Raw genomic sequence first — 26,918 nt, forward strand, 5'->3', positions numbered from 1 at the left:
CGGGAACTGGGGGATGTTCGACATGCATCGCACACACGTCCTGCGACGCGGCATCGCCGCGCTGACCACGCTGCTGCTGGCCGCGAGCGGCATCAGCCTGGTGGCTACGAAGGCCTCGGCCGCCGTCGACGTCGGCTACGTCGGTCCGTCGTACGCCGGAACCACCCAGCAACCGAACGCGCCGACGGCGGAGAAGCCGCAGAGCAAGCTGTGGTATGCCCAGGACAAGTGGTGGGGGGCGATGTGGGACACCGCGTCCAACGACTACGTCGTGTGGGGCTACGACTGGACCAAGCACGAGTGGGCCAAGACCCCCACGGTGCTCGAGACCCGCACCCGGGTGGACATGGACGTCCTGTGGGACGGAACCCACCTGTATGTCGTGTCCACCCCCAAGACCAGCGGACCGAATCCCCCGGCCGACACCACCACGCTGTTGCGGCGATTCTCCTTCGACGCGGTCAAAGGGTCATGGATCTCCGACGGGACACCGGTCCAGCTCGCCTCCGGCCTGAGCTACTCGCCGGTGATCGACAAGGACAGCACGGGCACGCTCTGGGTGACCTACACGACCGGCGTCCCGGGCGTCGACCCGGTGCACGACCCGACCGCCGACACGACGCGCGCCGCCAGGGTGATGATCACGCACTCGCAGCCCACCGACGACCGGGCCTGGGTGGCGCCCTACCAGCTGCCGACCCCCGACGACTCCTCGACCGTCACCTTCGACCCAGCCAAGGACCCCGGAGGGCAGCCGTCGAGCGACATCGCCGCAGTCGTCTCCTTCGACGGCAACAAGGTGGGTGTGCTGTGGAGCAACCAGCGCACGCAGAAGGTGCACTGGGCGACCCACGTCGACGGCGACCCCGACCAGACCTGGGCCACGAGCGTGGCGTACGACAATCCTCAGGGGTCCGACGACCACCTCAACATCAAGTCGGTCGCCGGCGGCAACGCCGGCCGCGTCTTCGCGGTCGCGAAGACCTCCCACACGGGGGCGACCGATCCGCTGATCAACCTGCTCTACCTCGACCTCCAGGGCAACTGGAGCGCTCGGCCGTTCGCCACCGTCGCCGACAACGTCACCCGGGCCAGCGTGGTCATCGACTCGGACCACCACGACCTGTACGTCTTCGCGGCCGGTCCCTGCTGCGCCGGCGGCACGATCTACTACAAGAAGACCCCACTGGCCAACCCGACGTTCGGATCCGGCCCAGGCACCCCGTTCATCTTCAGCAACGCGAACCCCGAAGCGAACAACGTCACGACGACCAAGCAGACGGTCACCTCAGCCTCGGGCCTGCTGGCCCTGGCAGGTGACGACCAGACCCGCACCTACCTCTACAACCAGCTCGAGCTCGGCACGGGCACGACGATCTCCACCAAACCCGCGGCCTCGGTGGCGACGGGGGACGCCACGTTCGAGTTCACGGCCACCGAGCCGGGTGCCACGTTCCTGTGCTCGCTCGACGGCGCGGTCCCAGCGGCTTGCACCTCTCCTCAGAGCTACACCGGGCTCACGAACGGCAACCACACGTTCTCCGTGCGGGGCGTCGGGGCGGCCGGGGCGCAGGACGGGACCCCCGTGACGTACACCTGGAACGTCGCCGTGCCGGCCGGTGACACGGTCGCGCCGAGCACGGGGATCTCGCTGCGGCCGAAGGCCGTGAGCACGGCGCGCGAGGCGGCGTTCACGCTGGTCTCCGACGAGGCCGGCTCGACCTTCCGGTGCTCGCTCGACGGCAAGCCCGCCGTGGTCTGCACGTCGCCGGTGGTCTACCGCGGCCTCGCGGACGGCGACCACACGTTCGCGGCGGCCGCCGTGGACGCGGCCGGCAACGCCGACGCCACGCCGGACGTGTACTCCTGGAAGATCACCCCGTGGTTCTTCGACGGCTTCTCGTCGAAGAACTTCACGCACGGCGGCTGGCTGGCGCGGCACTCCCGCACCGGCAGCACCGCCGTCGTCAAGAACGCGGTGTACCCCGGTGACACCGGCGCCCGGATCCGCAGCGTGGCCCGCCGCGGCTCCACGGCATCGATCACCAAGCGGCTCCCGGCCGCGAGCAGCACCCTGGGCTTCTCCTGGGTGGGCCGCGTCGGCCGCCCGGGACTGCGCGGCCAGACCGTCGACGTGGCCAGCCTGCGCAACGCCGCCGGGAAGGTGGTGCTCAGCGTGGAGCGCGTCTCCTCGAACGGCAAGCTGCGGGTCCGGCTCCCGGGCGGCGTCACCCCGGCGGTGAAGGGGCCGGCGGTGGCCCAGCGTGCCCGGTTCATGCTGGACGTGACCGTCAACCCACGGGGCAAGGACGCCTGGGCGTTGTCGGTGGACGGTCGCACCGTGCTGAAGCGGAGCGCGTCGAACCTCGGCAGCTCCGGACTGCGCAGCCTGCGGTTCGGCAGCGTCGCCGGGGGCCGGAGCCTCGACTACCGCGTCGACAGCGTGAAGGTGTGGCAATGAGCCGGATCTCCACCAGCGTGGTGGTCTGCGCATGGACCGTGGACCGCTGGTCCCAGATGGTCGCCGCGCTGGCGTCCGCGCTGGACCAGCGGCCCGGGCCGGACCAGGTGGTCCTGGTGGTCGACCACAGCGACGAGCTGCTGTCCCGGTCGGCCGCCTCGCTGGACCCGCGGGTCCAGGTGATAGCCAGCACGGGGTCCCGGGGGCTGTCCGGTGCCAGGAACACCGGCGTCGCCGCCGCCACCGGGGAGGTGGTGCTGTTCCTCGACGACGACGCCGAGGCGCACCCCGGTTGGCTGGCCGGCCACGTCCGGCACTACGAGGACCCCTCGGTCCTCGGCGTCGGAGGGCTGGTCGTCCCCGCGTGGGCCGACCGGCGCCCGACCTGGTTCCCGCCGGAGTTCGGCTGGGTGGTCGGCTGCTCGTACGTCGGCCAGCCCACCGCCACCGCCGAGATCCGCAACCCGATCGGGGCGAACATGTCCTTCCGCCGGGACGCGGTGCGGACCGTCGGCGGCTTCTCGGAGTCGATGGGCCGGATCGGGGCCGGTGGGCAGGGCTGCGAGGAGACCGAGATCAGCCTCCGGCTGGCCCGGGCCTTCCCGCAGGGCCGGATCCTCTTCGAGCCTGCCGCCGGCGCGCACCACCACGTCGCCGCGGAGCGCGGCACCTGGACCTACTTCCGCCGGCGCTGCTTCGCCGAAGGGCGCAGCAAGGCCACCATGCGCCGGCTGGAGGGCTCGCGGGCCGCGCTGGGCGCGGAGCGCGACTACGTGCGCAGGACCCTGCCGCGCGGGCTGCGCACCCACCCCGCACGGGCCTTCGCGGTCGCCGCGGGTCTCGCCCTCACGAGTGCCGGGTTCGTCGTGGAGACGAGCCGCCGGCACCCCACGAGTCTCGATCACGAACAGGGGACATCCATGAGGCACGAGACGGCACCGCCCGACCGGTGGCTGCACTTCGACCTGCACGGGCTGCTCGGCATCCGTGTCGAGCGGGACGCCCCCGCGGCCGCCCAGCTGCGCATGATGCTGGCCTGCTTCGCCAGCGACACCGAGGTCCCGGCCGACATCGTCGTCTCCCGTGAGTTCGAGGACGTCGGGGTCACCTGCCAGCTCGAGGACGAGCTGAACTACTCCCCGCACAGCGTGGAGCTCGTCCAGGACCGGGTCCAGGTCGTCCGGGACGGGGACCAGGTCCGCATCCACGGCGACGGCGAGCTGCTCACCACGCTCGTGCCGCTGCTGGACCGGGCGATGGTCGGGCGCGGCGCGGGCATGATCCACGCCGCCACCGTGGCGTACCGCGGCTACGCGATCGCGCTGCCGGCCGGTGGCGGGACCGGCAAGACCAGCAGCATCGCCAAGCTGATGCGCCGGGACGGCTACTCCTTCCATGGGCGACGACTGGGCCTTCCTGGGCGACGACCGGACGCTGCTCGGCTACGCCAAGCCGATGTTCATCAGGTCGCACCACCGGACGATCTACCCGCACCTGTTCCAGGGCGTCCGCAAGCCGATGGTGCCGACGGTGCTCTCCCGCCCGCTCGGCCGGCTGAGCACGGCCGTGCACCCGCACATCATCCGGTACCCCCAGCTGGCCGACCTCGCCCGGCGCTGGTCGCCCGAGCACCGGATGGTCGACGCCGCCCTCGCGCTGCCGGGGGTACCGGTGACGACGCACGCCCCGCTGCTGGCCTCGATCTACGTCGAGCGGCACTCCGGGCCGACGGTCGAGCTGACCGAGGTCACGCGGGACTGGATGGTCGACCGGGTGATGGGCAACTTCCACCTCGAGATGCCCGGCTTCTCCCAGACCCTGGTGACCGCCCTGGCCGCGACGTCGATGACGTCGTGGCGGGACCTGGTCACGGCGAAGAGCGACGTGCTGGCCAAGGGCCTGGACGGGCTGCCGTGCTACCTGCTGCAGGTCCCGAGCCGGCTGTCGGCCGACCAGGCCTCCGACGAGGTCGTCACCGTCCTGGACGAGCTGGTGCCGTCCTTGCTCGACGCCGAGGCGAGCGCCGCCTCATGAGCCGGGCCGTCCCCACCGCCGCCGGCATCACCGCCGTCGTACCGGTGCGCAACGCCGAGGCGCTGGTGGGCCCCTGCCTCGAGTCGCTGCGCCGCAACGGCGTGACCCGGGTGGTGGTGGTCGACGGGCTGTCCACCGACTGCTCGCGGGAGGTGGCCCGGGCGCACGGCGCCACGGTGCTCAGCGACGAGGGCGGCGGCCTGCCGCTGGCCCGCACGCTCGGCGCCCAGGCGGCCGACACCCGGTGGGTGCTGATGGTCGACACCGACGTCGTGGTCCCGGACGGGGTCCTGGACCGGCTGCTCGAGGAGTACCACCTCGGCGGGTACGCCGCGCTGCAGGCGGGCCTGGAGAGCGTCTCGGGGCCCGGCTACTGGGGCCAGGCGCTGGCCTACCACCACCTGCACGGACGCAGCCGCTGGTGGTTCGGCCTGGTCGCCACCGTCATCGAGCGCGACCTGCTGCTGCGCACCGGCTTCGACCCCCGCTTCGAGTCCGGCGAGGACATCGAGCTGCGCTGGCGGCTGGAGTCGCAGGGGCACAAGGTCGGCGTCTCCCGCAGCGCCCTGGTCTCGCACCACTTCGCCGGCGACGACTTCGCCTTCGCCAAGGACCAGTTCCTGATGGACGGGACCGGCCTGGGCCTGATGGTGCGCAAGCACGGCTGGCGGGGGAGCCGGCTCTTCGCGCTGCCGGTGGCGGCGGCCGCACGCGGGGTGGCGCTGAGCGTCCGGGACCGGCAGCCGCAGTGGGCGCGGTACTTCGCGGCGTACTGCTGGTTCAACTACGTCGGCATGCGACGGGGGCTGGCCCGGTGAACGCGGGGACCGCCGACACGCTCGCCGCGGGGAACGCCCGGCTCTCGCTGCCGGCCCGCTCGGTCTGGCTGGTGTGCGCCAAGGGCGTGCAGATGGGCGGCGGCTTCCTGTTCTGGATCGTGGCCGCGCGGAGCGCGACGGTGCCCGACGTGGGCCTCGCCGTCGCCACCGTCTCCGCGGTGATGCTCTGCACCCAGCTGGGCATCCTCGGCGTGGGGTCGGCCGCGATCATCGCCCTGGGCGGTGGACGTCCGGTCCGGCAGGTGCTGGACAGCTCGTTCACCGTCGTCGTGGCGGCGAGCCTGCTGTGCGGCGCCGGCTACCTCGTGTTCGCCCGCGTGGGTGACTCGCCCGCCGCGGCGTCCGGCGTGCTGTTCGTGCTGCTGTTCCTGGTGGCGGCGAGCGCCGGGACCTGCGTGATCTGCCTGGACCAGGTCTCGATCGCCCTGCACCACACCGAGGGCGCCGCGCTCCGCTACGCGCTCGGCAGCGTCGTCGCGCTGTCCGCCGTCGGCGCGCTGGCCCTGGCGCCGGGTCGCGCCACTCCGTTCGAGCTGGTCGCCACGTGGACGCTGGGCTCGGTGGTGTCGGTGGCCGTGGGCACCTTCCAGCTGCGCCGCTGGGCCGGCTACCGGTTCCGCCCGAGCCTGAGCCGCCGTCCCGCCTGGATGCTGGTCCGCACCGGCGTGCCCAACCAGATGCTCACCCTCACCGAGCGGCTCTCCCCGGTCCTGGTGCCGCTGATCCTCGCGCACGTGGTGTCGCCGACGCAGGCGGCGTACTGGTACCCCGCCTGGATGATGGTCTGGGCCGCCTTCACCGCGCCGATCAGCGTCGGCATGGTGCAGTTCGCCGACATCGTGCGTCGTCCGCAGGACGCCGGGAGGATCGTCCTGCTCGGGCTCAAGTGGTCGCTGCTGCTCGGCGGCTGCCTGTGCCTGGTGCTGGTCGTCGCGGCCGGCCCGCTCCTCGGCCTGCTCGGCGGCGTGTACGCCGACGCGTCGACCGGCGCCCTGCGGGTGCTGACGCTCGGGCTGGCCCCGTTCGTCGTCCTGCAGGCCTACAACGCCTACTGCCGGGCCACCGCCCGGACCCGTGAGGCGACGCTGCTCGGGCTGCTGCTCCTCGTCGTGGTGTCCGTGGGCACCGCGGCGGTGGGGTCGCACGGCCCGCTCGCCGTAGCCGTGGTCTGGGTCTCCGCGACCGCGCTCGCGTCGGTCTTCGCCGGCACCCGCCTGTTGTCCGTGCTCCACCGAACCGAGGACGCCGTCCATGGCTGACACGTTGCTGACCCGTCCGACCACCGTCGTCGAGCAGATGATGCCGAGACAGCTGCGCGGGCGGGTGCCCGTCATCGTGCTCGCCGTCGCCGGAGCCGCTCTCGCGGTCTGGGGGGCGTCCACGGTGAACGCCCCGATCGCCAGCGACTACGGCCTCGTGGCCGTCCTGCCGGCGAGGTTCTGGGTCGGTGTCGCGGTCCTGAACGTCGCCGTCGCGATCCAGCTCGCCCGGCCCGTCGTACGACGCCCCGACATCGTGGTCACGCTCGGGCTGCTCGTCGTGGTGCTGTACGGCGCCGCCGCGATCGCCACGGGCACGCCCCGGACCGAGGTCGCCTGGCGGCACCTCGGCATCATGAAGGCGCTGCTGGGGACCGGCACCGTGAACCCCCTGATCGACGGCTACTTCAACTGGCCGGGGTTCTTCGCCGGTCTCGGGGCGCTCCTGCAGGTGACCCACCTGCCGCCGGTGGCGCTCGCCCTGGTGGCGCCGGTCCTGAACGGGCTGCTGTGGATGCTCGGCGTCTGCCTGGTGGTCCGCGCGCTCACCCCGCAGCCGCACCACATCTGGCTGGCGGCGTGGCTGTTCACGCTGTTCAACTGGATCGACCAGGACTACCTCTCGCCGCAGGCCTTCGCCTACTTCAGCTACCTGGTGGCGACGGGGCTGCTGCTGCACACCCTCGCCGCCCGGCCCGGCACCACCCTGCGCAGCGCGGTCTCCGAGCACGGCCTCCGGGAGGGCTGGTGGACCTGGTGGAGCTCACGCACCCCGGTCGAGCGCGACCCCCGGCGCCGGGTCGCGGGACTGTGGGTGGTCGTGCTGCTGTCGGTGGTGATCCTGGTCAGCCACCAGCTCACCCCGTTCTTCCTGCTCGGCACGGTGGCGCTGCTCACCGTCACCGGCCGGTGCTGGACGCCGCGGCTGCTCCCGGTGCTGGGCGCGCTGATCGTGATCTGGCTGACCACCGGAGCCTCGGCCTACCTCGGCGGCCACCCCGTGCTGTTCGTGCAGAGCGCCCACGAGGTGACCTCCGCGACGGTGCAGGACCGGATCCGCGGCACCGCCGGTCACCTGCACGTGATCGACGTGCGCTTCGCCATGACGCTCGGTGTGATGGCGCTCGCCGGCCTCGGCGTCCTGCGGCTGTGGCGGGCCGGCCACCGGGACTTCCGCCCGGTGATGCTGATGATCTTCCCGTTCCTGATGGTCCCGCTGCAGTCCTACGGCGGCGAGATGCTGATGCGGGCGACGCTGTTCGCGCTCCCGTTCGCGGCCTACTACGCGGCGGTGCCGTTCCTGCGCACCGAGCGCCGGAACGGCCGGGTGACCCGGCAGCAGGTGTCGGTGGTGGTGCTCGTGGTGGCGGCCCTCGGCAGCGTCGGCGTGATCGGGGCCCGCTACGGCAACGCCGGCTTCGACACCTTCACCGCCGACGAGATCGCCGGCACCCAGGCGCTCTACCGGCTCGCCACCCCGGGTGACGTCCTGGTCACGCCGGCCCACCCGACCCCGTGGAAGTACCGCGGGTACCTGGACCACGACTACGTGGTGCTCACCGAGCAGTGCGGCCCGAGCACCAGCTCCGACGACTGCTACCAGATGGTCGTGGACCGGGCGAAGGAGAGCACCGGCGGGGCGCTGCTGATGTTCACCCGCGCGACCAGCGAGGCGATGCGGATCCAGGGCGAGCAGCGGGACTGGTCGACCGACGGCCTGCAGAGCTCGGTCGCCCACGACCCGCTGGCGCGCCTGGTCTACAAGAACCGTGACGTCCAGATCTACCGCGTGCCGTCGACCGCCGAGATGGGGCAATGATGACGACCTCGACCACCCCACCGCCCGGCTCCGGGCTGCAGGAGGACCCCTCCGCCCAGGTGGACGCCCCCCGACCGTCGCCGGACCGTGGCGTCGTCGTCGCGGCGATCCTCGCGGTGGCGGTCCCGGTGCTCGGCGCCATCGACGTGCTCCGGCCGGTCGCGGGCGTGCTCGGCGTGCTGCTGCTCCTGGCCGGCCCTGGCTACTGCGTGGTGGTGGCGGCGGGGTTCCGCAACGTGGGCCTCCGGCTGGCGGTGACCTTCGCCGTCAGCCTCGGGACGGTCGTGCTGCTGGCCAGCACCCTGCTCTACCTCGGGCTGTGGAGCGTCTCCGCGTTCGCGTTCTGCTTCGGGACCGTCACGCTGCTGCTCGCCGCCACCGCCCTTCCCGCGCCTGGCCGGCGGCGGGCCGTTCGCCGGTTCGCGGTGCTCGCGGCCGGTCCGGTCGCCCTCGGCCTGGTGATCGGGCTGCTGCTCCCCGGCGGCGGCGCGGAGCCGGGACAGGCCGGGACGAGCCGTCCGGCGCCCCGGGCCGTCGGGCTGCCGCAGACGACCACGGCCCGGGTCTGGTCCGTGGGCACGCAGTGGTGGGGCCTCATGTGGGACCAGGGCTCCGGCAGCTACACGTTCCAGCGCCGTACGAGGGCCGGGGGGAGCTGGCAGTACGGCGGACTCACCCTCAAGGCTGCCCGCGGGGACGCGATCGACGTGGTGTGGACCGGCACCCGGCTCGTGGTCGTCGCGGCCGGCTCGGCCTCCGGAGACCGGCCACCCGCGCTGCGGGCGCTCACGTTCGTGCCCAGCGCCGACGGGTCGGGCTGGGTCCAGGACAGCGCGCCACCGGCCGCCCTCGCCACCGGCGAGACCACCGCGCCCAGCCTCGAGCGGGACGGCTCCGGCCGGTTCTGGGTCTCCTACGTCCAGGACGGCCGCGTCTGGCTCACCCACACCCTCGCCGTGGACGCCCGGACCTGGACCGCTCCGGTGCCGGTCTCCGCGCGTCCCACGGACCGGGTGAGCAGCGGGGACGCGACCGCGCTGGTCCGCCTCGGCGGGGGACAGCTGGGCCTGCTCTGGAGCGACGGCGCGGCCCGTCGGCTGTTCTGGGCCACCGGCTTCGCAGCAAGCGGCCGGCCGGCGGCACCCCAGGTCTCCCTGGTGCCTGTCCGTGGCCTCGACGCCGGCCCGGTCGCCCTCGAAGGCGTCACCGCCGACGGTGCGGGTCGCGTCTACGTGGTCGCGCGGGGCGGGCGGACCATAGTGAACGGTGCGGCCAGACCTCTGCGGGTGCTGCTCAGCCGGGACCAGCAGGACCGGTGGCGGGCCAGCCGGCTCCCCTTGTCCGACACGGTCACCGGCACGGCCCTCGCGACGGACGCCGGGACGCGGACGCTGTACGTCTTCGCCGCGAACACCTGCTGCCCCCGCGCCGCGACCGGCTACCTCACCACCAGCATGGACGACCCCGTCCCGACCGCGCCCTCGGTGAAGGTCACGCCGGTGTCGACCGGCGAGACCGGCCTGAACCGCGACCTGGTCCGGCTGACCGGGGGAGACCCGGCCGCCGCGCGGATGCTTCGCGACGACGTGCTCAGCCCGTTGCCCCCAGCGGCGTCCCCGCCCCCGGTGGCGTCGCGCTCGGGACAGGCCGCTGCGGAGCCCAGCCGCGCCTTCCGGGTGCGTGACCTCATCGTGGGGCTCGCCGTGCTGGCCACCGTGGCACTGATGGTGATGCTGCTCCGGGCCGAGACCGTCGCCGCCCGCCGGTCGACCGTGCGGGCCGCCGACGAACCGGCGGGAGGACGGCTCCGGGCCACGTCCTGGGTCGGGTTGACCCTGGTGGTGGTGTCCTGCGGCGTGCTGCTGCCGCGGCTGTGGGGACTGCTGACATGAGTTCCGCGCGGCGCCTCCTCAGCGACCCGCACCTCGCGCTGCGGCGCCGCAACCGATCCCCCCGGGTGGTGGCGGCCGACGATCTCCCGCCGACCCCGCTTGCCGCGTGGGCCGGCCGTGCGCAGGGACCGCTCCCGGTCCTGCGCGCGCTGTCGGCCGCCCCGTCCGGGGAACGACGGGCGAGACCTTAGGTCCCGCGCGACGGCCGCTCCGGCCGCCGTTGCGCCGCGGAGGTGCACTGACCGGTCGGTCCCTCCGCCGTGGGGGCGGGCAGCGCGCCGACGTCGCGGCCCCCGGCGACACCGTCGAGTGCGCTGCCGCGTCCGCCCCGGTCCTGCCGACCGGGCTCAGCGGGGTTCGTGCCGGCCGTAGTCGTCCGCGAGCCGGACGATGTCGTCCTCGCCGAGGTAGGTCCCGGTCTGCACCTCCACGAGGTGCAGCAGTCCCGGGCCCGGGTTCCCCAGCCGGTGCGGGCAGCCCACGGGTACGTCGACCGACATCGTCTCGGTCAGCAGCAGGCTCTCCTCGCCGCGGACCACGTCCGCGACCCCGCTGATCACCACCCAGTGCTCCGCGCGCTGCTGGTGGGTCTGCAGGGACAGCGTGTGCCCGGGCTTCACGGTGATGTGCTTGACCTGGTACCCGGGGCCGGAGTCGACCGACTCGTAGCTGCCCCACGGCCGGTAGACCACCCGGTGGCTGGACGCCTCGATGCGGCCGCGCTCCTTGAGCTTCTGCACGACCTCCCGGACCTGCTGGTCGTGGCTCCGGTCGGCGACCAGCACCACGTCGGAGGTGGCCACCACGATGGTGTCCTCGAGCCCGACGGTGGCCAGCAGCACCCCGTCGGCGCGGAGGTAGCAGCCGCTGCTGCCGTCGGCGATCACGTCGCCGAGGACCACGTTGCCCGACTGGTCCTGGTCGCCCATCTGCCACAGGCCCGACCAGCTGCCGACGTCGTTCCAGCCGAAGTCGGCGTTGACGACGGCCGCCCGGTCTGTGTGCTCCATCACCGCGTGGTCCACCGAGACCGTCGGCGACCGCGTGAACTCCCGGTCGTCGAGGCGGACGAAGTCCAGGTCGACCCGCGCGGTCCGCAGGGCCCCGGTGACCGCCTCCAGGACGTCGGGCCGCAACCGCTCGAGCTCCTCGAGGAACAGCCGGGGCGGGAACACGTACATCCCGCTGTTCCAGCTCCAGTCGCCGGCGGCCACCAGGTCGCGGGCGAAGGCGCGGGAGGGCTTCTCCACGAAGTCCTTGACCTCGAAGGCGGCGTCGTGTCCGGCGAGCCCCACCCCGGAGCGGATGTAGCCGAACCCGGTCTCGGGACGCGTCGCGGGCACCCCGAAGGCGACGAGGTGCCCCTCGGCGGCCACCCCGGCTGCGGCCCGTACGGTGTTTGCGAAGGCAGCCGGGTCGCCGACCGCGTGGTCGGAGGGCAGCACGAGCATCACGGCGTCGCGGTCGTCGGCCGCGACCAGCCGGGCGGCCACGGCGATCGGGGGAGCGGTGCCCCGGCCGACCGGCTCGAGGACGATCGCACGCGGCTCGATGCCGAGCTCCCGCATCTGCTGCGCCACGGCGAAGCGGTGCTCCTCCCCGCACATCAGCAGGGGCGCGGCGAACTCGTGGCCCTGGACCCGCCAGGCGGTCTGCTGCAGCAGGCTGACCTCGGCGAGCAGGGGGGAGGAGCTGCTTGGGGAAGAGCTCCCGGGACATCGGCCACAACCCGGTGCCCGTCCCCCCGGACAGGATGACGGGCACGACGCGGACGTCGGTGTTCATGGCTCCCCCCTGAGCGGTGGCGAGACGATCGGCTCCACCGTAGACCGGGCCGGCGGGGGCGCCCATCCCCACAGATGACCAGGTTTCGCCCGCCCGGTCGGGTGTCGGGTCTCGCCCGTAGGCTTGGGACGTGGCCGACCCGTCGACGTACCGCCCGGCTCCCGGGTCCATCCCCACCTCTCCGGGGGTCTACCGGTTCCGGGACGAGAACCGCCGCGTGGTCTACGTCGGCAAGGCGAAGAACCTGCGCTCGCGGCTCACGTCGTACTTCCAGGACATCGTCAACCTGCACCCGCGCACCGCCACCATGGTGACCAGCGCGGCCAGCGTCGAGTGGACCGTGGTCAACACCGAGGTCGAGGCGCTCCAGCTGGAGTACTCCTGGATCAAGGAGTACGACCCGCGCTTCAACGTGAAGTACCGCGACGACAAGTCCTACCCCTGGCTGGCGGTGACCCTCAACGAGGAGTACCCCCGGGTGATGGTCGGCCGCGGCGCCAAGAAGCGCGGCGTCCGCTACTTCGGTCCCTACTCGCACGCCTGGGCGATCCGGGAGACCGTCGACCTGCTGCTCCGGGTGTTCCCGATGCGCTCGTGCAGCAACGGGGTGTTCAAGCGGTCCGAGCAGATCGGCCGGCCCTGCCTGCTCGGCTACATCGGCAAGTGCTCCGCGCCCTGCGTCGGCCGGGTGAGCCCGGAGGAGCACCGCGCGATCGTCGACGACTTCTGCGACTTCATGGGCGGCCAGACCGCCGGCTTCGTCAAGCGCCTGGAGAAGGAGATGTACGCCGCCTCCACCGCCCAGGACTACGAGAAGGCCGCCCGGCTCCGCGACGACATCGGCGCCCTGAACCGCGCGATGGAGAAGCAGCAGGTGGTCCTCGGGGACGGCACGGACGCCGACGTGGTCGCGCTGGCCGAGGACCCGCTCGAGGTCGCGGTGCAGATCTTCTACGTGCGCGGCGGCCGGATCCGCGGGCAGCGCGGCTGGGTGGCCGACAAGGTCGACGACGCCGACACCGCCGGCCTGGTCGAGCGCTTCCTCCTCCAGCTGTACGACGGGGAGCTCGGCGACTCGATCCCGCGCGAGGTGCTGGTCCCCGCGCTCCCCGAGGACACCCCGGCCCTGGAGGACTGGCTCAGCGACCTCCGCGGTGGCGCACGGGTCTCCCTCAAGGTCCCGCAGCGCGGCGACAAGAAGGCGCTGCAGGAGACCGTCGGCCGCAACGCGCTCCAGGCACTCGGCCTGCACAAGACCAAGCGGGCCAGCGACCTGACCACCCGCAACCGGGCCCTGGAGGAGATCCAGCTGGCCCTCGACCTGCCGACGGCGCCGCTGCGCGTGGAGTGCTACGACATCTCGAACCTGCAGGGCACCGAGGTGGTCGCCTCGATGGTGGTGTTCGAGGACGGGCTGGCCCGCAAGAGCGAGTACCGCCGCTTCGTGATCAAGGGCGTCGAGGGGCAGAACGACGTCGCCTCGATGCACGAGGTGATCACCCGGCGGTTCCGCCGGCTGCTCGACGAGCGGGTGGAGAGCGGGGAGCTCGCGGGGGACCAGGGCACGGCGGACGACCCGCAGGACGGCCCGCTGCTGATCGACCCCGACACCGGCCGGCCGAAGAAGTTCGCCTACGTCCCGGGCCTCGTGGTCGTGGACGGCGGCCCGCCGCAGGTGGCCGCCGCGCAGCGCGCGCTCGACGAGCTCGGCATCGACGACGTGCCCGTGTGCGGCCTCGCGAAGCGTCTCGAGGAGGTCTGGCTGCCCAGCCAGGAGGACCCGGTGATCCTGCCGCGGACCAGCGAGGGCCTCTACCTCCTCCAGCGGATCCGCGACGAGGCGCACCGCTTCGCGATCACCCACCACCGCTCCCGCCGGTCCAAGACCATGGTCGAGAGCGTGCTCGACGACGTGCCGGGCCTGGGCGAGGTGCGCCGCAAGAGCCTCCTCAAGCGGTTCGGCTCGCTGAAGAAGCTCCGGGCTGCCACAGTGGAGGAGATCGCGGAGGTTCCGGGCATCGGGGCCCGGACCGCCGAGGCGATCGCGTCCGCGCTGGCCGAGACCAAGGGCCGCGCGGCGGTGAGCGTGAACACCGCGACCGGAGAGATCGAGGAGTCCTGATGGCAGACGTCGACGCGTCCGGGAGGCTGGTCGAGGACCCCGACCACCGGGGCGAGGTGGTGGTGGTCACCGGGATGACCGGTGCCGGCCGCAGCACCGCCGCCAAGGAGCTCGAGGACCTCGGCTACTTCGTGGTCGACAACCTGCCGCCGCAGCTGGTCGCCGACGTGGTCCGGCTGGTCGACGAGACCCGCGGCCCGCTCCAGCCGGTGGCCGTCGTGGTCGACGTACGCTCCGGGTCGTTCTTCGCCGGGCTGCAGGAGGTCATCGCGCGCGGCTCCACCGGCCGGCGCACGACGCTGCTGTTCCTCGAGGCCACCGACGACGTGCTGGTGCGCCGCCAGGAGGCCGCGCGCCGGCCGCACCCGCTGCAGGAGGGCGGCCGGCTGCTCGACGGCCTGCGGCGCGAGCGCACCGCGCTCGACGACCTGCGCGCCGACGCCGACCTGGTGATCGACACCACCGGACTCAACGTGCACCAGCTCACCGACAAGGTGGCGCGGGCCTTCGGCACCGAGCAGACCACCTCGCTCAAGGCGACGATCGTCAGCTTCGGCTTCAAGTACGGCATCCCGGTCGACGCCGACCTGGTCGCCGACATGCGCTTCCTGCCCAACCCGCACTGGGTGCCCGAGCTGCGTCCGCTCTCGGGGCGCGACGCCTCGGTGGCCGCCTACGTCCTGGAGCGCAAGGGCGCCCAGGAGTTCCTGGACCAGTACGTCCCGCTGCTGCAGACCGTCGCCGAGGGCTACCTCGTCGAGGGCAAGCGGTTCATGACGGTCGCGGTCGGCTGCACCGGCGGCAAGCACCGCAGCGTCGCGATGACCGAGGAGATCGCCGACCGGCTGTCCGCCGCGGGCATGGACGCGCGGGCGATGCACCGCGACCTGGGACGGGAGTGACGATGTCCCAGGCCGCGCAGGGCGACGCCCTGGACCTCCGGGTCGTTGCCCTCGGGGGCGGGCACGGCCTGTCCGCGTCCCTGGCCGCGCTGCGGCACGTCGTCAAGGACCTCACGGCGGTCGTCACGGTCGCCGACAACGGCGGGTCGTCGGGCCGGCTGCGCCGCGAGTTCGGCGTGCTGCCCCCCGGCGACCTGCGGCAGGCCCTCTCGGCGCTGTGCGGCGACGACGACTGGGGCCGCACCTGGGCCCGGGTGCTCCAGCACCGGTTCGCCAGCGACGGCGAGATGGACAACCACGCGGTCGGCAACCTGCTGATCGTCACGCTGTGGCAGCTGCTCGGCGACCACGTCGGCGCGCTGGACTGGGTCGGCCGGCTGCTGGGCGCCCAGGGCCGGGTGCTGCCGATGGCGGTGACCCCGCTCGACATCGTCGCGCAGGTCCGCGGGGCCGACCCGGCCGACCGCGACGCGCTCACCACCGTCCGCGGCCAGGTCCAGGTCGCCTCCACCGACGGCCAGGTCACCGAGGTGCACCTTGAGCCCGCCGACCCGCCGGCCTGCGTCGAGGCGATCGCGGCGATCCACGACGCGGACTGGGTGGTGCTCGGCCCGGGCTCCTGGTTCACCAGCGTGATCCCGCACCTCCTGCTGCCGGAGCTCCGCCGGGCCCTGGTGGGCTCCACGGCGCGCAAGGTGGTGACCCTCAACCTGGAGCCCCAGGCGGGGGAGACCGACGGGTTCTCGCCCGAGACGCACCTTGAGGTGCTCGCCGAGCACGCCCCCGACCTGCGCCTCGACGTGGTGCTCGCCGACCAGGGCTCGGTGGTCGACCACGACCAGCTCGAGGCGGTGGCGCGGTCGTTGGGCGCCCGTCTGGTGGTCGCCGACCTCGCCGTCGGGGACGGCACCCCGCGTCACGACCCTGTCAAGCTGGCCGATGCCTATGCGGGCTTTCTCGGACAGGCATAAGGTTGCCCCCGGTCCAGCCCGCGCAGACGGTGTGAGGCGGACTTCGGGGAAGGTCGACGACGTGGCAGGATCGGACGCATGGCGATGACGGCACAGGTGAAGGCGGAGCTGGCCAGCACGCAGGTGACCAAGGCCTGTTGCCGCAAGTCGGAGGTCTCCTCGATGCTGAGGTTCGCCGGCGGACTGCACATCGTGAGCGGCCGGATCGTGGTGGAGGCCGAGCTGGACACCGGCGCCGCTGCCCGTCGGCTGCGCCGCGACATCGCCGAGATCTACGGCCACCCCTCCGACGTCGTGATGGTGTCGGGCAACGGCATCCGCAAGGGCAGCCGGTACGTCGTCCGGGTCGTCCGGGACGGCGAGGCGCTCGCGCGTCAGACCGGGCTGCTCGACGGTCGCGGCCGTCCCGTGCGGGGCCTGCCGCCCCAGGTGGTCTCCGGCGCCGGCTGCGACGCGGTCGCCGCGTGGCGCGGGGCGTTCCTGGCCCACGGCTCGCTCACCGAGCCCGGTCGCTCCTCCGCGCTGGAGGTCACCTGCCCCGGTCCCGAGGCCGCGCTCGCGCTGGTCGGCGCGGCCCGCCGGCTCGGCATCTCGGCCAAGGCCCGTGAGGTGCGCGGGGTCGACCGCGTGGTGATCCGTGACGGCGACGCCATCGGCGCGCTGCTCACCCGGCTCGGGGCGCACGAGTCCCTGATGGCCTGGGAGGAGCGCCGGATGCGCCGCGAGGTGCGGGCCACCGCCAACCGGCTCGCGAACTTCGACGACGCCAACCTGCGCCGCTCGGCCCGGGCCGCCGTCGCCGCCGGTGCCCGCGTGGAGCGGGCCCTGGAGATCCTCGCCGAGGAGGTCCCGGACCACCTGAAGATGGCCGGCGACCTGCGCCTGGAGCACAAGCAGGCCTCGCTGGAGGAGCTCGGCGCGCTGCACGTCCCCCCGCTCACCAAGGACGCCGTCGCGGGCCGCATCCGCCGGCTGCTGGCGATGGCCGACAAGCGCGCCCAGGACCTCGGCATCCCGGACACCGAGGCCAGCCTGACTCCCGACATGCTCGCCGACGTCGAAGAGGCGTAGTTACCCGCACGTACCTCGGACGGAGCGTTCAGCGGGTCCCTCGGCACCCGGTAGGGTCGGCGTGACGCCTTTCACCCAGGCGTCTCGACCCTGACTGCAAACGAGGAGACCATCCCGTGACCGTTCGCGTGGGCATCAACGGATTCGGCCGGATCGGCCGCAACTTCTTCCGCGCCGTGCAAGCTTCCGGCGCCGACATCGAGATCGTCGCGGCCAACGACCTCGGCGACCTCAAGACCATGGCGCACCTGCTGAAGTACGACTCGATCCTGGGCCGTTACCCGGCCGAGGTGTCGGTGGTCGACGGCGGCATCCGGGTGGGCGACACGACCCTGAAGATCCTCGCCGAGAAGGACCCGGCCGACCTGCCGTGGAAGGACCTCGGCGTCGACGTCGTCGTGGAGTCCACCGGCTTCTTCACCGACGCCACCAAGGCCAAGGCGCACCTCGACGGTGGCGCCAAGAAGGTGATCATCTCCGCGCCGGCCTCCAACGAGGACGTCACGATCGTGATGGGCGTGAACCACACGTCGTACGACGCGGCCTCGCACCACATCATCTCCAACGCCTCGTGCACGACGAACTGCCTCGGCCCGATGGCCAAGGTGCTGCACGACGAGTTCGGGATCACCAAGGGCCTGATGACCACGATCCACGCCTACACCCAGGACCAGAACCTCCAGGACGCCCCGCACAAGGACCTGCGCCGGGCCCGCGCCGCGGCCCTGAACATCGTGCCGACCTCGACCGGGGCCGCCAAGGCGATCGGCCTGGTCATGCCCGAGCTCAAGGGCAAGCTCGACGGCTACGCCCTGCGCGTGCCGATCCCGACCGGCTCCGCCACGGACCTCACCTTCGAGGCCGGCCGCGAGGTGACGGCCGAGGAGGTCAACGCCGCGGTCAAGGCCGCCGCCGAGGGCGACCTCAAGGGCATCCTGAAGTACACCGAGGACCCGATCGTGTCGGCCGACATCGTCACCGACCCGCACTCGTGCATCTTCGACGCCGGCCTGACCAAGGTCCTCGGCAACCAGGTGAAGGTCGTCGGCTGGTACGACAACGAGTGGGGCTACTCCAACCGCCTCGCCGACCTGATCGTGTACGTCGGCGCGAGCCTCTGAGGATGACCGGGATCGACGACCTGGGGGACCTCCGCGGCAAGCGGGTCCTCGTCCGCTCCGACCTCAACGTCCCGCTCGAGGACGGCCGGATCACCGACGACGGCCGGATCCGGGCCAGCGTGCCCACGATCCGCGCCCTCTCGGAGGCCGGTGCGCGGGTCGTGGTGACCGCGCACCTCGGCCGGCCCAAGGGCGCCCCGGACCCGCAGTACTCGCTGCGCCCGGTGGCCGCCCGGCTCGGTGAGCTGCTCGGCACCGAGGTGGCGTTCGCCGAGGACACGGTCGGCGAGTCCGCCCGTTCCACGGTCGACGCGCTCGAGGACGGCGGGGTCGCGGTGCTGGAGAACGTCCGGTTCAACGAGGGCGAGACCAGCAAGGACGACGCCGTTCGGGGTGCGTTCGCGGACCAGCTCGCCGCGCTCGCCGACGTCTTCGTCAGCGACGGCTTCGGGGTGGTGCACCGCAAGCAGGCCTCGGTGTACGACGTCGCCCAGCGCCTGCCGCACGCCATGGGTGCGCTGGTCGCCACCGAGATCGAGGTGCTCCGCCGGCTCACCGAGACCCCGGAGCGGCCCTACGTCGTGGTGCTCGGCGGCTCGAAGGTCTCCGACAAGCTCGGGGTCATCGACAACCTGCTCGGCAAGGCCGACAAGCTGCTGATCGGCGGCGGCATGGTGTTCACCTTCCTCAAGGCCCAGGGCCACGAGGTCGGCAGGAGCCTGCTCGAGGAGGACCAGCTCGACACCTGCCGCAGCTACCTGCGGCGGGCCGAGGAGTCCGGCGTGCAGATCCTGCTGCCCACCGACATCGTGGTGGCACCGGAGTTCAGCGCGGACTCCCCGGCCACGGTCGTCGCCGCCGACAAGATCCCGGCCGACCAGCTCGGGCTCGACATCGGGCCGGACTCGGGCCGGGCCTTCGCCGCGGCGCTCGCCGACGCGAAGACGGTGTTCTGGAACGGCCCGATGGGCGTGTTCGAGTTCGACGCCTTCGCCGAGGGCACCCGGGCGGTCGCCGAGGCGCTCACCCGGGTCGACGGCCTCTCGGTGGTCGGCGGGGGCGACTCGGCCGCCGCGGTGCGCCGGCTCGGCTTCGACGAGGCCGCCTTCGGGCACATCTCGACGGGTGGTGGAGCCAGCCTGGAGTACCTCGAGGGCAAGCACCTGCCCGGCATCGACGTACTCTCCGACTGACCTCGACCGAAGGACCTGCATGCCCAAGCACAACCGCGTCCCGCTGATGGCGGGCAACTGGAAGATGAACCTCAACCACCAGGAGGCCGTCGTCCTGGTCCAGAAGCTCGCGTGGACGCTCTCGGACAAGAAGCACGACTACCGCAAGGTGGAGGTGGCCGTGCTGCCGCCGTTCACCGACCTGCGCAGCGTGCAGACGCTCGTCGACGGCGACCGCCTGGAGATCCGGTACGGCGCGCAGGACGTCTCCCCGCACGACAACGGCGCCTACACCGGGGACATCTCCGCGGGGATGCTCGCCAAGCTGGGCTGCTCCTACGTCGTGGTCGGCCACTCCGAGCGGCGCGAGCACCACGCCGAGTCCGACGCGACCGTCAGCGCCAAGGCCGGGAAGGCGATCGCGGCCGGCATCACGCCGATCGTGTGCGTCGGCGAGGGCCTCGAGGTCCGCCAGGAGGGCCGGCACGTCGAGCACACCCTGGCCCAGCTCGACGGCTCGCTGGCCGGCCTGAGCGCCGAGCAGGTGGGCGCCCTGGTGGTGGCCTACGAGCCGGTCTGGGCCATCGGCACCGGCGAGGTCGCCACCCCGGACGACGCGCAGGAGGTCTGCGCCGCCCTCCGCGGCCGGGTCGCCGAGGCCTGGTCCGAGGACGCCGCCGCCGCCGTGCGCATCCTGTACGGCGGTTCGGTGAAGGCCGCGAACGTCGCCGGCATCATGGAGAAGACCGACGTCGACGGCGCGCTCGTCGGCGGCGCGAGCCTGCAGCCCGACGAGTTCGGCGGCATCTGCCGGTTTTACGACATGCCCGTGATCTGACCGTCCCCCTGTGAGTTAGGCTTTCCCACCGTGGTTATCACCTTCACCGTGCTGCTCATCGCGACCAGCCTCCTGCTGATCCTGCTCGTCCTCCTGCACAAGGGCAGGGGCGGTGGGCTCTCCGACATGTTCGGCGGTGGGGTGTCCAGCGGGCTCGGGGGATCCTCGGTGGCCGAGCGCAACCTCGACCGCATCACGATCGGTGCCGGCGTCATCTGGTTCGCCTGCATCGTCGCGCTCGGGCTGCTGCTCAAGACCCAGGGCTGACCGCCCGACCCACGCACTTCGCGACAGGAGCACCAAGAGTGGCATCAGGTGGAGGAAACGCCATCCGGGGAAGCCGGGTCGGCGCGGGACCGATGGGCGAGGCCGAGCGCGGCGAGGCCGCCGCCCGGCAGCGCGTCGTCTACTTCTGCTCGCACGAGCACGAGTCCGTGATCACCTTCGCCATCGAGGCGCAGATCCCCGACTCGTGGGACTGCCCGCGCTGCGGCCTCCCGGCGAGCCTGGACTCGGACAACCCGCCGCCGGCGCCGAAGATCGAGCCCTACAAGACGCACCTGGCCTACGTGAAGGAGCGCCGCTCCGACAAGGAGGCCGAGGACATCCTCGACGAGGCGCTGCAGACCCTGCGTGCGCGCCGCAAGCGCGGCGAGATCATCTTCTAGCCGAGCTTCGAGGCGGCTTCCTCGTCGAGGAACCACACGGTCGCGTCCCGGCCGTGCACCCCGACGGCGGGGAGGTCGTGCACGTCCGCCGCGTCGTCGCCGGTCGCGAGCGCCTGCGCGACCGCACCCGCCTTGCCGGTGCCGGTCACCACGAACCACACCTCGGCGGTGCGGTTCAGCGCACCGAACGTCAGGCTGACCCGCTCGGGCGGAGGCTTGGGGGAGTCGGTGACCGCCACCGCGACCGCGTCGCGCACGTCGAGCTGGGCGGACCCCGGGAACAGCGACGCCACGTGGCCGTCCGGACCGAGGCCGAGCATCACCACGTCGAACCCCTCACCGCCGCGGCTGCGGAGGGTCTCGCCGTACGCCTCCGCGGCCTCCTGGACGCTGTCGTGCGGACCGTCGGAGGCGGGCATCTCGTGCACCCGGCCGGGCGACACGTCGAGGTGCGAGAGCATCGCGTCCCACGCCTGCCCTGCGTTGCGCTCCGGGTCCTCCTCGGGGAGGTAGCGCTCGTCGCCCCACCAGATGTCCACGTTGCCCCAGTCGACGTCCTCGTGGCCCTCGGTCGCGGTGACCACGGCCTGGTGGATCTTCACCGCCACGGTGCCGCCGGTGAGCGCGATCGACGGGGTCCGGCCGGCCGCCTGGATCGCGGCGAGCCGCACCACCAGCCGGCCGGCGACCGCCGCCGCCAGGGCGTCGGGGGACGGGAAGGTCTCGATCTCGGGGTCGGTCATGTCAGTCCTTCTTCGGTTTCGGCGCCGCACGGCTGCCGGTCCTGGCCATCCGCTTCCACGGTCGCGGCGTACACGTCGTCCGGGTCGAGCCGGCGGAGCTCCTCCGACAGCAGCTCGTCGAGGTCGCGGCGCTTGAGGGCGACCGGACGGTCGGGAGCGTTGGGGGAGGACAGCGTGGCCAGCCGCCCGTCGGTGCGGGTCACCGAGATGTCGCCCAGCTTGGTGCGCAGCACCACCGCGGTGATGCCGGGCCCGGCCGAGTTCTGCCGGGAGACCTCGCACTTGAGCCGGTCCCCGAGCCACGCGGAGAGCAGGTCCGCGCTGGGGCTGACCCGCTCCGCCGTCACCGACGCGGACAGCACCTTGCCCGGGTTCTGGTCCAGGGCCGAGGCGAGCAGCGCGCGCCAGCCGGTGATCCGGGTCCAGGCCAGGTCGGTGTTGCCCGGCGCGTAGCTGGAGCACTGGGTGAGCATGGCCTGGGCCTTGCTGCTCGGCACCGAGGCGGCGTCGGTGATCCGGCGGGTGCCGAGGCGGCCCAGCGGGTCGGATGAGGGGTCCGCGGGGGCCCGGCCCGGCCACCAGACCACGACGGGCGAGTCGGGGAGGAGCAGCGGGAGGACGACGGACTCGGCGTGCCGGGTGACCTCGCCGGAGAGCCGCAGCACGGCCCGCTCGCCGGAGACGCCGGACCCGATGCCGACCTGCGCGTCGACCTGGCCGGCGCCCCGCCTGTCCCCGAAGACGACGACCAGGATGCGCGCCGGGTGCTCGCGCGACGCCGACCGGGCCGCGGCGAGCGCCTCGTCCGCGTCCGCCTTGTCGGCGACGATCACCAGGGTCATGATCATCCCCATCGCGGGGCTGCCCGAGCGGCGCCGGGACCGGACGAACTCCGCGGCGATGGCGCTGGCGTTGGTGTCGATGAGCTCGATCATGGCCGCCTCCAGGTCCGTCCGTCGCGGGCCAGCATCTTGTCCGCGGACTCCGGACCCCAGGTGCCCGAGTCGTAGGTGTCGGGCTGACCGTGCTTGGCCCAGTACTGCACGATCGGGTCGAGGATCTTCCAGGACAGCTCGACCTCCACGTGCTGGGGGAACAGCGGCGGGTCGCCGAGCAGCACGTCGAGGATCAGCCGCTCGTAGGCCTCGGGCGAGGACTCGGTGAACGAGCCGCCGTACGCGAAGTCCATGTTGACGTCGCGGATCTCCATCGCGCTGCCGGGCACCTTGGAGCCGAAGCGGATCGTGATGCCCTCGTCGGGCTGCACCCGGATGACCAGCGCGTTCTGGGTGAGCTCCTCGGTCGCGGTCTCGGTGAACGGCAGGTGCGGCGCGCGCTTGAAGACCACGGCCACCTCGGTGACCCGGCGGCCCAGGCGCTTGCCGTGCCGGAGGTAGAACGGCACGCCGGCCCAGCGCCGGTTCTCGATCTCCAGCTTGATCGCCGCGAAGGTCTCGGTGGTCGAGTCCTGCGGGATGTCCTGCTCCTGCTTGTAGCCGATCACCTTCTCGCCGCCGGCCCAGCCCTCGAGGTACTGGCCGCGGGCGGTGTGCAGGTCCAGGCGGCGGGGGAGCACGACGGAGGACAGCACCTTCTGCTTCTCCAGCCGGAGGTTGTCCGCCTCGAACGAGGTCGGCTCCTCCATCGCGATCAGAGCCATCAGCTGCAGCAGGTGGTTCTGGATCACGTCGCGGGCGGCGCCGATGCCGTCGTAGTAGCCGGCGCGGCCACCGATGCCGATGTCCTCGGCCATCGTGATCTGCACGTGATCGACGTAGTTGGAGTTCCAGATCGGCTCGAACATCGCGTTGGCGAACCGCATCGCCAGGATGTTCTGCACCGTCTCCTTGCCGAGGTAGTGGTCGATGCGGAACACCGACTCCGGCGGGAACACCTCGTGGATGGTGGCGTTCAGCGCCTGGGCGCTCTTCAGGTCCGAGCCGAAGGGCTTCTCCACGACGACCCGCCGCCAGCTGTCGCGGCCGGGGTCGGCGAGCCCGTGCTCCTTGAGCTGGCCGATCACGTCGGGGAAGAACTTCGGCGGGATCGAGAGGTAGAACGCATGGTTGCCGCGCGTCCCGCGCACCCGGTCCAGGTCCAGGATCGTCTGGCGCAGGGTGTCGAACGCGACGTCGTCGCTGAAGTCGCCCTGCACGAAGCGGAAGCCCTCGGCGAGCTGCTCCCACACCTCCTCGCGGAACTCGGTCCGGGCGTACTGCTTGACCGAGTCGTGCACGACCTGGGCGAAGTCCTCGTCGGCCCAGTCGCGCCGGGCGTAGCCGACCAGGGAGAACCCCGGCGGCAGCAGCCCGCGGCTGGCCAGGTCGTAGATCGCCGGCATCACCTTCTTGCGCGACAGGTCGCCGGTCACGCCGAACAGCACGAGCCCGCAGGGGCCGGCGATCCGGGGGAGCCGCCGGTCCTGGGGGTCGCGCAGCGGGTTGCCTCCCACGTGCTCGGCCGTCACTGCAGAGCCGCTCGTACGGCGGCCACGCCGGCCCCGAGGTCGGTCAGGTGCAGCCGGAGCACGGGGCGGCCGTGGTCGGCGAGCACGCTGGCGTCGCCGGCGGCCTGGGAGGCGATCAGCCGTCCGAAGGTGTACTCCTTGCCGGGCACGGCGAGGTCCTCGGTCGGGTCGGCGGTGATCTGCAGGTAGACGCCCTCGGCCGGTCCGCCCTTGTGGAACTGTCCCGTGGAGTGCAGGAAGCGGGGCCCCCAGCCGAACGTGACGGGGCGGCGTACCCGGTGGGCGAGGGTGTTGCGGACGTCGGCGAGCTCGGCCTGCTCGAGCCGGTCGAGGTAGGCCATCACCGCGACGTAGCCCTGCTGGGGGTCGACCTGCGCGAGCAGCGCGGCGACTGCGTCGGGCAGGGTGCCGGCGTCGCCGAGCCAGTCCCCACCGAGCGCACGGACCTCGACGGGACCGTCGGTGAACGCGGGCGGGGTGCTGTCCGGGCTGCCCTCGAGCATCGAGCGGGCCGCGATCTTGGCGCTCTCCACGTCGGGCTGGTCGAACGGGTTGATCCCGAGGATCCGGCCCGCGGCGGCCGTAGCGACCTCCCACAGCAGGATCTGCGCGCCGAGCGGGCCGGTCACCGAGACGTCGCTGCCGGTGCCGTCGTGGTCACCGGGCGCCGTCTCGTCGGGGCCGTCCTCGTCGCCGACGAGGTGGGCGACGGTGACGTCGTGCGGGGGCAGCGCGACCTCGGGGGCGGAGTCGTCGGGCACGACCACCGGCAGCACGCCGGTGCCCTGCTTGCCGGTGCTCTCCGCGATCAGCTGCTCGGCCCAGTCGGCGAACCCGGGCAGCCCGGAGCCTTGGTCGACCAGCACGAGCTTGTTGCGCAGCGGCTCGGTGCCGGCCATCGCCGCGCCGAGCCGCAGGCCCGGGTTGGCCTCGTCGTCGTCGGCCAGCAGGTCGGAGACCGCCTCGGCCTCGTCGAGCAGCCGGCCGATGTCCGCACCGGCGAGGCCGCTGGGGACCAGGCCGAACGCGGTCAGCGCGCTGTAGCGGCCGCCCACGTCGGGGTCGGCGTTGACGACCCGGTAACCGGCCTCGCGGGACTGCCGGTCCAGCGGGCTGCCCGGGTCGGTGACGATCACGAGGCGGCCGGCGGGGTCGATGCCGGCGTCGGTGAACGCCTGCTCGAACGCGCGGCGCTGCGAGTCGGTCTCCACCGTGGAGCCCGACTTGGACGACGCCACGACCACGGTGCGGTCGAGCCGGTCGGTGAGTGCCGCGCGGACCTGGTCCGGGCTGCTGGAGTCCAGCACGGTGAGCTCCACGCCGTACGACGCGCAGATCACCTCCGGCGCGAGCGACGAGCCGCCCATGCCGCAGAGCACGACGTGGTCGACGCCGTCCTCCTGCAGCTCGCTGCGCAGCGCCGAGACCTCGCCGACGAGGTGCCGCGACGTGCGGGGGAGGCCGACCCAGGAGAGCCGCTTCGCGGACTCCTCCTCGGCCTCGGGGCCCCACAGCGTCGCGTCCTTGGCGAACAGTCTTCCGGCGAACCCGTCGGCGACGAGCACCGGCACGTGCGTGCGGATCGCCTCCGCCGCGGCACCGGTGGCCGACACCTCGAGGGTCTCGCTCACTTCTGCGACCCCAGCTGCCCCTTGACCGTGGCGACGAGCTCGTCCCACGAGGCCACGAACTTCTGCACGCCCTCGCGCTCGAGGGTCTCGATCACGTCGTCGTAGTCGACGCCGACCTTGGCCAGGTCGTCCATGACCTGCTGCGCCTCGGCGTACTTCGTGGTGACCTGGTCGCCCGCGACCTCGCCGTGGTCGGCGAAGGCCTGCAGGGTCTTCTCGGGCATGGTGTTCACGGTGTTCGGGGCCACCAGGTCGGTGACGTACATCGTGTCGCGGTAGTCCGGGTTCTTCACGCCGGTCGACGCCCACAGCGGCCGCTGCGTGTTGGCGCCGTCGGCGGCGAGGGCCGCGAAGCGCTCACCGGCGAACTTCTTCTCGTAGGCCTGGTAGGCGAGCCGCGCGTTGGCGATGCCCGCGAGGCCCAGCAGGTTCGCGGCCTGCGGGTCGCCCGAGGCCTCGAGCCGCTTGTCGATCTCGGTGTCCACGCGGGACACGAAGAACGAGGCGACCGAGTGGATCTTGGAGAGGTCCTTGCCGTTGGCCTTGGCCTTCTCGAGGCCCTCGAGGTAGGCGTCCATCACCGCGTCGTAGCGGTCGAGGCCGAAGATCAGCGTGACGTTGACGCTGATGCCCTCGCCCAGCACGTCGCTGATCGCCGGGGCACCCTCGGTGGTGGCCGGGATCTTGATGAACAGGTTGTCCCGGCCCACCTCAGCCCACAGCTCCTTGGCCGAGGCGATGGTGGCCGCCTCGTCGTGCGCCAGGCCGGGGGAGACCTCGATCGACACGCGGCCGTCGACGCCGCCGGTGGCGTCGAAGGTGTCCTTGAGCACGTCGCAGGCGTCGCGGACGTCGGTCGTGGTGATCGCGAAGATCGTCTCGGCCTCGTCCTTGCCGGCCTGCGCGAGCTCGCGGACCTGCGCGTCGTACCGCTCGCCGTCGGCGAGGGCGGTGGCGAAGATCGTCGGGTTGGTGGTGACGCCGACGACCGAGCTGTTCTTCACCAGGTCGGCGAGGTTCCCCGTCTCGATGCGCTCGCGCGACAGGTCGTCGAGCCAGATGGATACCCCTGCGTCAGCAAGAGCCTTGAGTCGTTCGGACATCGGATTCCTCCCGGGTGTAA

General features: G+C 72.5%; 22 protein-coding genes and 1 pseudogene. 16 read left to right on the forward strand and 7 right to left on the reverse strand.

The genetic code is table 11. The features are described from left to right. Positions 1–22 precede the first annotated feature (22 nt). On the forward strand, positions 23–2,461 hold the full coding sequence (locus KRR39_RS07360) for a hypothetical protein (protein WP_216941408.1): 2,439 nt from the start codon (positions 23–25) through the stop codon (positions 2,459–2,461). Between the two features lie 56 nt (positions 2,462–2,517). Next, positions 2,518–2,916: pseudogene (locus KRR39_RS25985) on the forward strand (glycosyltransferase family 2 protein); the annotation flags it as partial. A 677-nt stretch (positions 2,917–3,593) separates the two neighbouring features. Here KRR39_RS25985 and KRR39_RS24495 read toward each other — a convergent pair. Beyond that, a complete protein-coding gene (locus KRR39_RS24495; RefSeq protein WP_254185575.1) occupies positions 3,594–3,740 on the reverse strand; it encodes a hypothetical protein in 147 nt (48 codons plus the stop codon). Between the two features lie 116 nt (positions 3,741–3,856). Between KRR39_RS24495 and KRR39_RS24500 the strand changes: the two genes are divergently transcribed. The 5 genes from KRR39_RS24500 to KRR39_RS07380 are packed head-to-tail and all read left to right on the forward strand — an operon-like array spanning position 3,857 to position 10,304. Beyond that, complete coding sequence (locus KRR39_RS24500; protein ID WP_254185576.1) at positions 3,857–4,495, forward strand: hypothetical protein; 639 nt, start codon at positions 3,857–3,859, stop codon at positions 4,493–4,495. After that, complete coding sequence (locus KRR39_RS24505) at positions 4,492–5,313, forward strand: glycosyltransferase (RefSeq protein WP_254185577.1); 822 nt, start codon at positions 4,492–4,494, stop codon at positions 5,311–5,313. The genes KRR39_RS24500 and KRR39_RS24505 overlap by 4 nt, the downstream gene beginning before the upstream one ends. Next, positions 5,310–6,593, forward strand: coding sequence for a polysaccharide biosynthesis protein (locus KRR39_RS07370; RefSeq protein ID WP_216941410.1), 1,284 nt, complete (start codon positions 5,310–5,312; stop codon positions 6,591–6,593). Before KRR39_RS24505 ends, KRR39_RS07370 begins: the two co-directional genes overlap by 4 nt. Then, positions 6,586–8,412 carry a hypothetical protein gene (locus KRR39_RS07375; RefSeq protein ID WP_216941411.1) on the forward strand — a complete coding sequence of 609 codons (1,827 nt, stop codon included), beginning with the start codon at positions 6,586–6,588 and terminating at the stop codon, positions 8,410–8,412. Before KRR39_RS07370 ends, KRR39_RS07375 begins: the two co-directional genes overlap by 8 nt. Then, a complete protein-coding gene (locus KRR39_RS07380; RefSeq protein WP_216941412.1) occupies positions 8,412–10,304 on the forward strand; it encodes a hypothetical protein in 1,893 nt (630 codons plus the stop codon). Before KRR39_RS07375 ends, KRR39_RS07380 begins: the two co-directional genes overlap by 1 nt. 347 nt (positions 10,305–10,651) lie before the next feature. Here the strand turns inward: KRR39_RS07380 and KRR39_RS07385 are convergent, their stop codons facing one another. After that, positions 10,652–11,986 (reverse strand): mannose-1-phosphate guanylyltransferase/mannose-6-phosphate isomerase, encoded by a 1,335-nt coding sequence (locus tag KRR39_RS07385; RefSeq protein WP_216942472.1) that lies wholly within the window; start codon positions 11,984–11,986, stop codon positions 10,652–10,654. Between the two features lie 233 nt (positions 11,987–12,219). Between KRR39_RS07385 and uvrC the strand changes: the two genes are divergently transcribed. The 9 genes from uvrC to KRR39_RS07435 all read left to right on the forward strand — a co-directional run bounded on the left by uvrC (position 12,220) and on the right by KRR39_RS07435 (position 20,954). Beyond that, complete coding sequence (gene uvrC, locus KRR39_RS07395; RefSeq protein ID WP_216941413.1) at positions 12,220–14,211, forward strand: excinuclease ABC subunit UvrC; 1,992 nt, start codon at positions 12,220–12,222, stop codon at positions 14,209–14,211. Further along, positions 14,211–15,113 carry an RNase adapter RapZ gene (gene rapZ, locus KRR39_RS07400; protein ID WP_216941414.1) on the forward strand — a complete coding sequence of 301 codons (903 nt, stop codon included), beginning with the start codon at positions 14,211–14,213 and terminating at the stop codon, positions 15,111–15,113. Before uvrC ends, rapZ begins: the two co-directional genes overlap by 1 nt. A 2-nt stretch (positions 15,114–15,115) precedes the next feature. Further along, positions 15,116–16,084 carry a gluconeogenesis factor YvcK family protein gene (locus KRR39_RS07405; RefSeq protein ID WP_216941415.1) on the forward strand — a complete coding sequence of 323 codons (969 nt, stop codon included), beginning with the start codon at positions 15,116–15,118 and terminating at the stop codon, positions 16,082–16,084. Between the two features lie 78 nt (positions 16,085–16,162). Then, a complete protein-coding gene (whiA, locus tag KRR39_RS07410; RefSeq protein ID WP_216941416.1) occupies positions 16,163–17,155 on the forward strand; it encodes a DNA-binding protein WhiA in 993 nt (330 codons plus the stop codon). 116 nt (positions 17,156–17,271) lie between these two features. Beyond that, complete coding sequence (gene gap, locus KRR39_RS07415; RefSeq protein WP_216941417.1) at positions 17,272–18,276, forward strand: type I glyceraldehyde-3-phosphate dehydrogenase; 1,005 nt, start codon at positions 17,272–17,274, stop codon at positions 18,274–18,276. A 2-nt stretch (positions 18,277–18,278) separates the two neighbouring features. Next, a complete protein-coding gene (locus tag KRR39_RS07420; RefSeq protein ID WP_216941418.1) occupies positions 18,279–19,469 on the forward strand; it encodes a phosphoglycerate kinase in 1,191 nt (396 codons plus the stop codon). 19 nt (positions 19,470–19,488) lie between these two features. After that, a complete protein-coding gene (gene tpiA / locus KRR39_RS07425; RefSeq protein ID WP_254185578.1) occupies positions 19,489–20,286 on the forward strand; it encodes a triose-phosphate isomerase in 798 nt (265 codons plus the stop codon). Positions 20,287–20,316: 30 nt separating this feature from the next. Continuing rightward, positions 20,317–20,553 (forward strand): preprotein translocase subunit SecG, encoded by a 237-nt coding sequence (gene secG, locus KRR39_RS07430; RefSeq protein ID WP_216941419.1) that lies wholly within the window; start codon positions 20,317–20,319, stop codon positions 20,551–20,553. 38 nt (positions 20,554–20,591) lie between these two features. Further along, positions 20,592–20,954: an RNA polymerase-binding protein RbpA gene (locus KRR39_RS07435; RefSeq protein WP_216941420.1), complete on the forward strand. Its 363-nt coding sequence runs from the start codon at positions 20,592–20,594 to the stop codon at positions 20,952–20,954. On the opposite strand, the gene pgl is transcribed toward KRR39_RS07435, so the two are convergent. From pgl to tal, 5 genes are read right to left on the reverse strand one after another with little or no spacing between them, the layout of a single operon-like run. Beyond that, a complete protein-coding gene (gene pgl, locus KRR39_RS07440) occupies positions 20,951–21,697 on the reverse strand; it encodes a 6-phosphogluconolactonase (RefSeq protein WP_216941421.1) in 747 nt (248 codons plus the stop codon). The genes KRR39_RS07435 and pgl overlap by 4 nt on opposite strands. Further along, on the reverse strand, positions 21,694–22,632 hold the full coding sequence (locus KRR39_RS07445) for a glucose-6-phosphate dehydrogenase assembly protein OpcA (RefSeq protein WP_216941422.1): 939 nt from the start codon (positions 22,630–22,632) through the stop codon (positions 21,694–21,696). The genes pgl and KRR39_RS07445 overlap by 4 nt, the downstream gene beginning before the upstream one ends. Continuing rightward, positions 22,629–24,149, reverse strand: a complete 1,521-nt coding sequence (gene zwf, locus KRR39_RS07450; RefSeq protein WP_254185580.1) for a glucose-6-phosphate dehydrogenase — start codon at positions 24,147–24,149, stop codon at positions 22,629–22,631. The genes KRR39_RS07445 and zwf overlap by 4 nt, the downstream gene beginning before the upstream one ends. Before the next feature lie 11 nt (positions 24,150–24,160). Next, complete coding sequence (locus KRR39_RS07455) at positions 24,161–25,795, reverse strand: glucose-6-phosphate isomerase (protein WP_254185581.1); 1,635 nt, start codon at positions 25,793–25,795, stop codon at positions 24,161–24,163. Further along, positions 25,792–26,898: a transaldolase gene (gene tal / locus KRR39_RS07460; RefSeq protein ID WP_216941424.1), complete on the reverse strand. Its 1,107-nt coding sequence runs from the start codon at positions 26,896–26,898 to the stop codon at positions 25,792–25,794. The genes KRR39_RS07455 and tal overlap by 4 nt, the downstream gene beginning before the upstream one ends. Positions 26,899–26,918 lie beyond the last annotated feature (20 nt).

This window comes from Nocardioides panacis, assembly GCF_019039255.1.
GTDB classification, from domain to species: Bacteria; Actinomycetota; Actinomycetes; order Propionibacteriales; family Nocardioidaceae; genus Nocardioides_B; species Nocardioides_B panacis.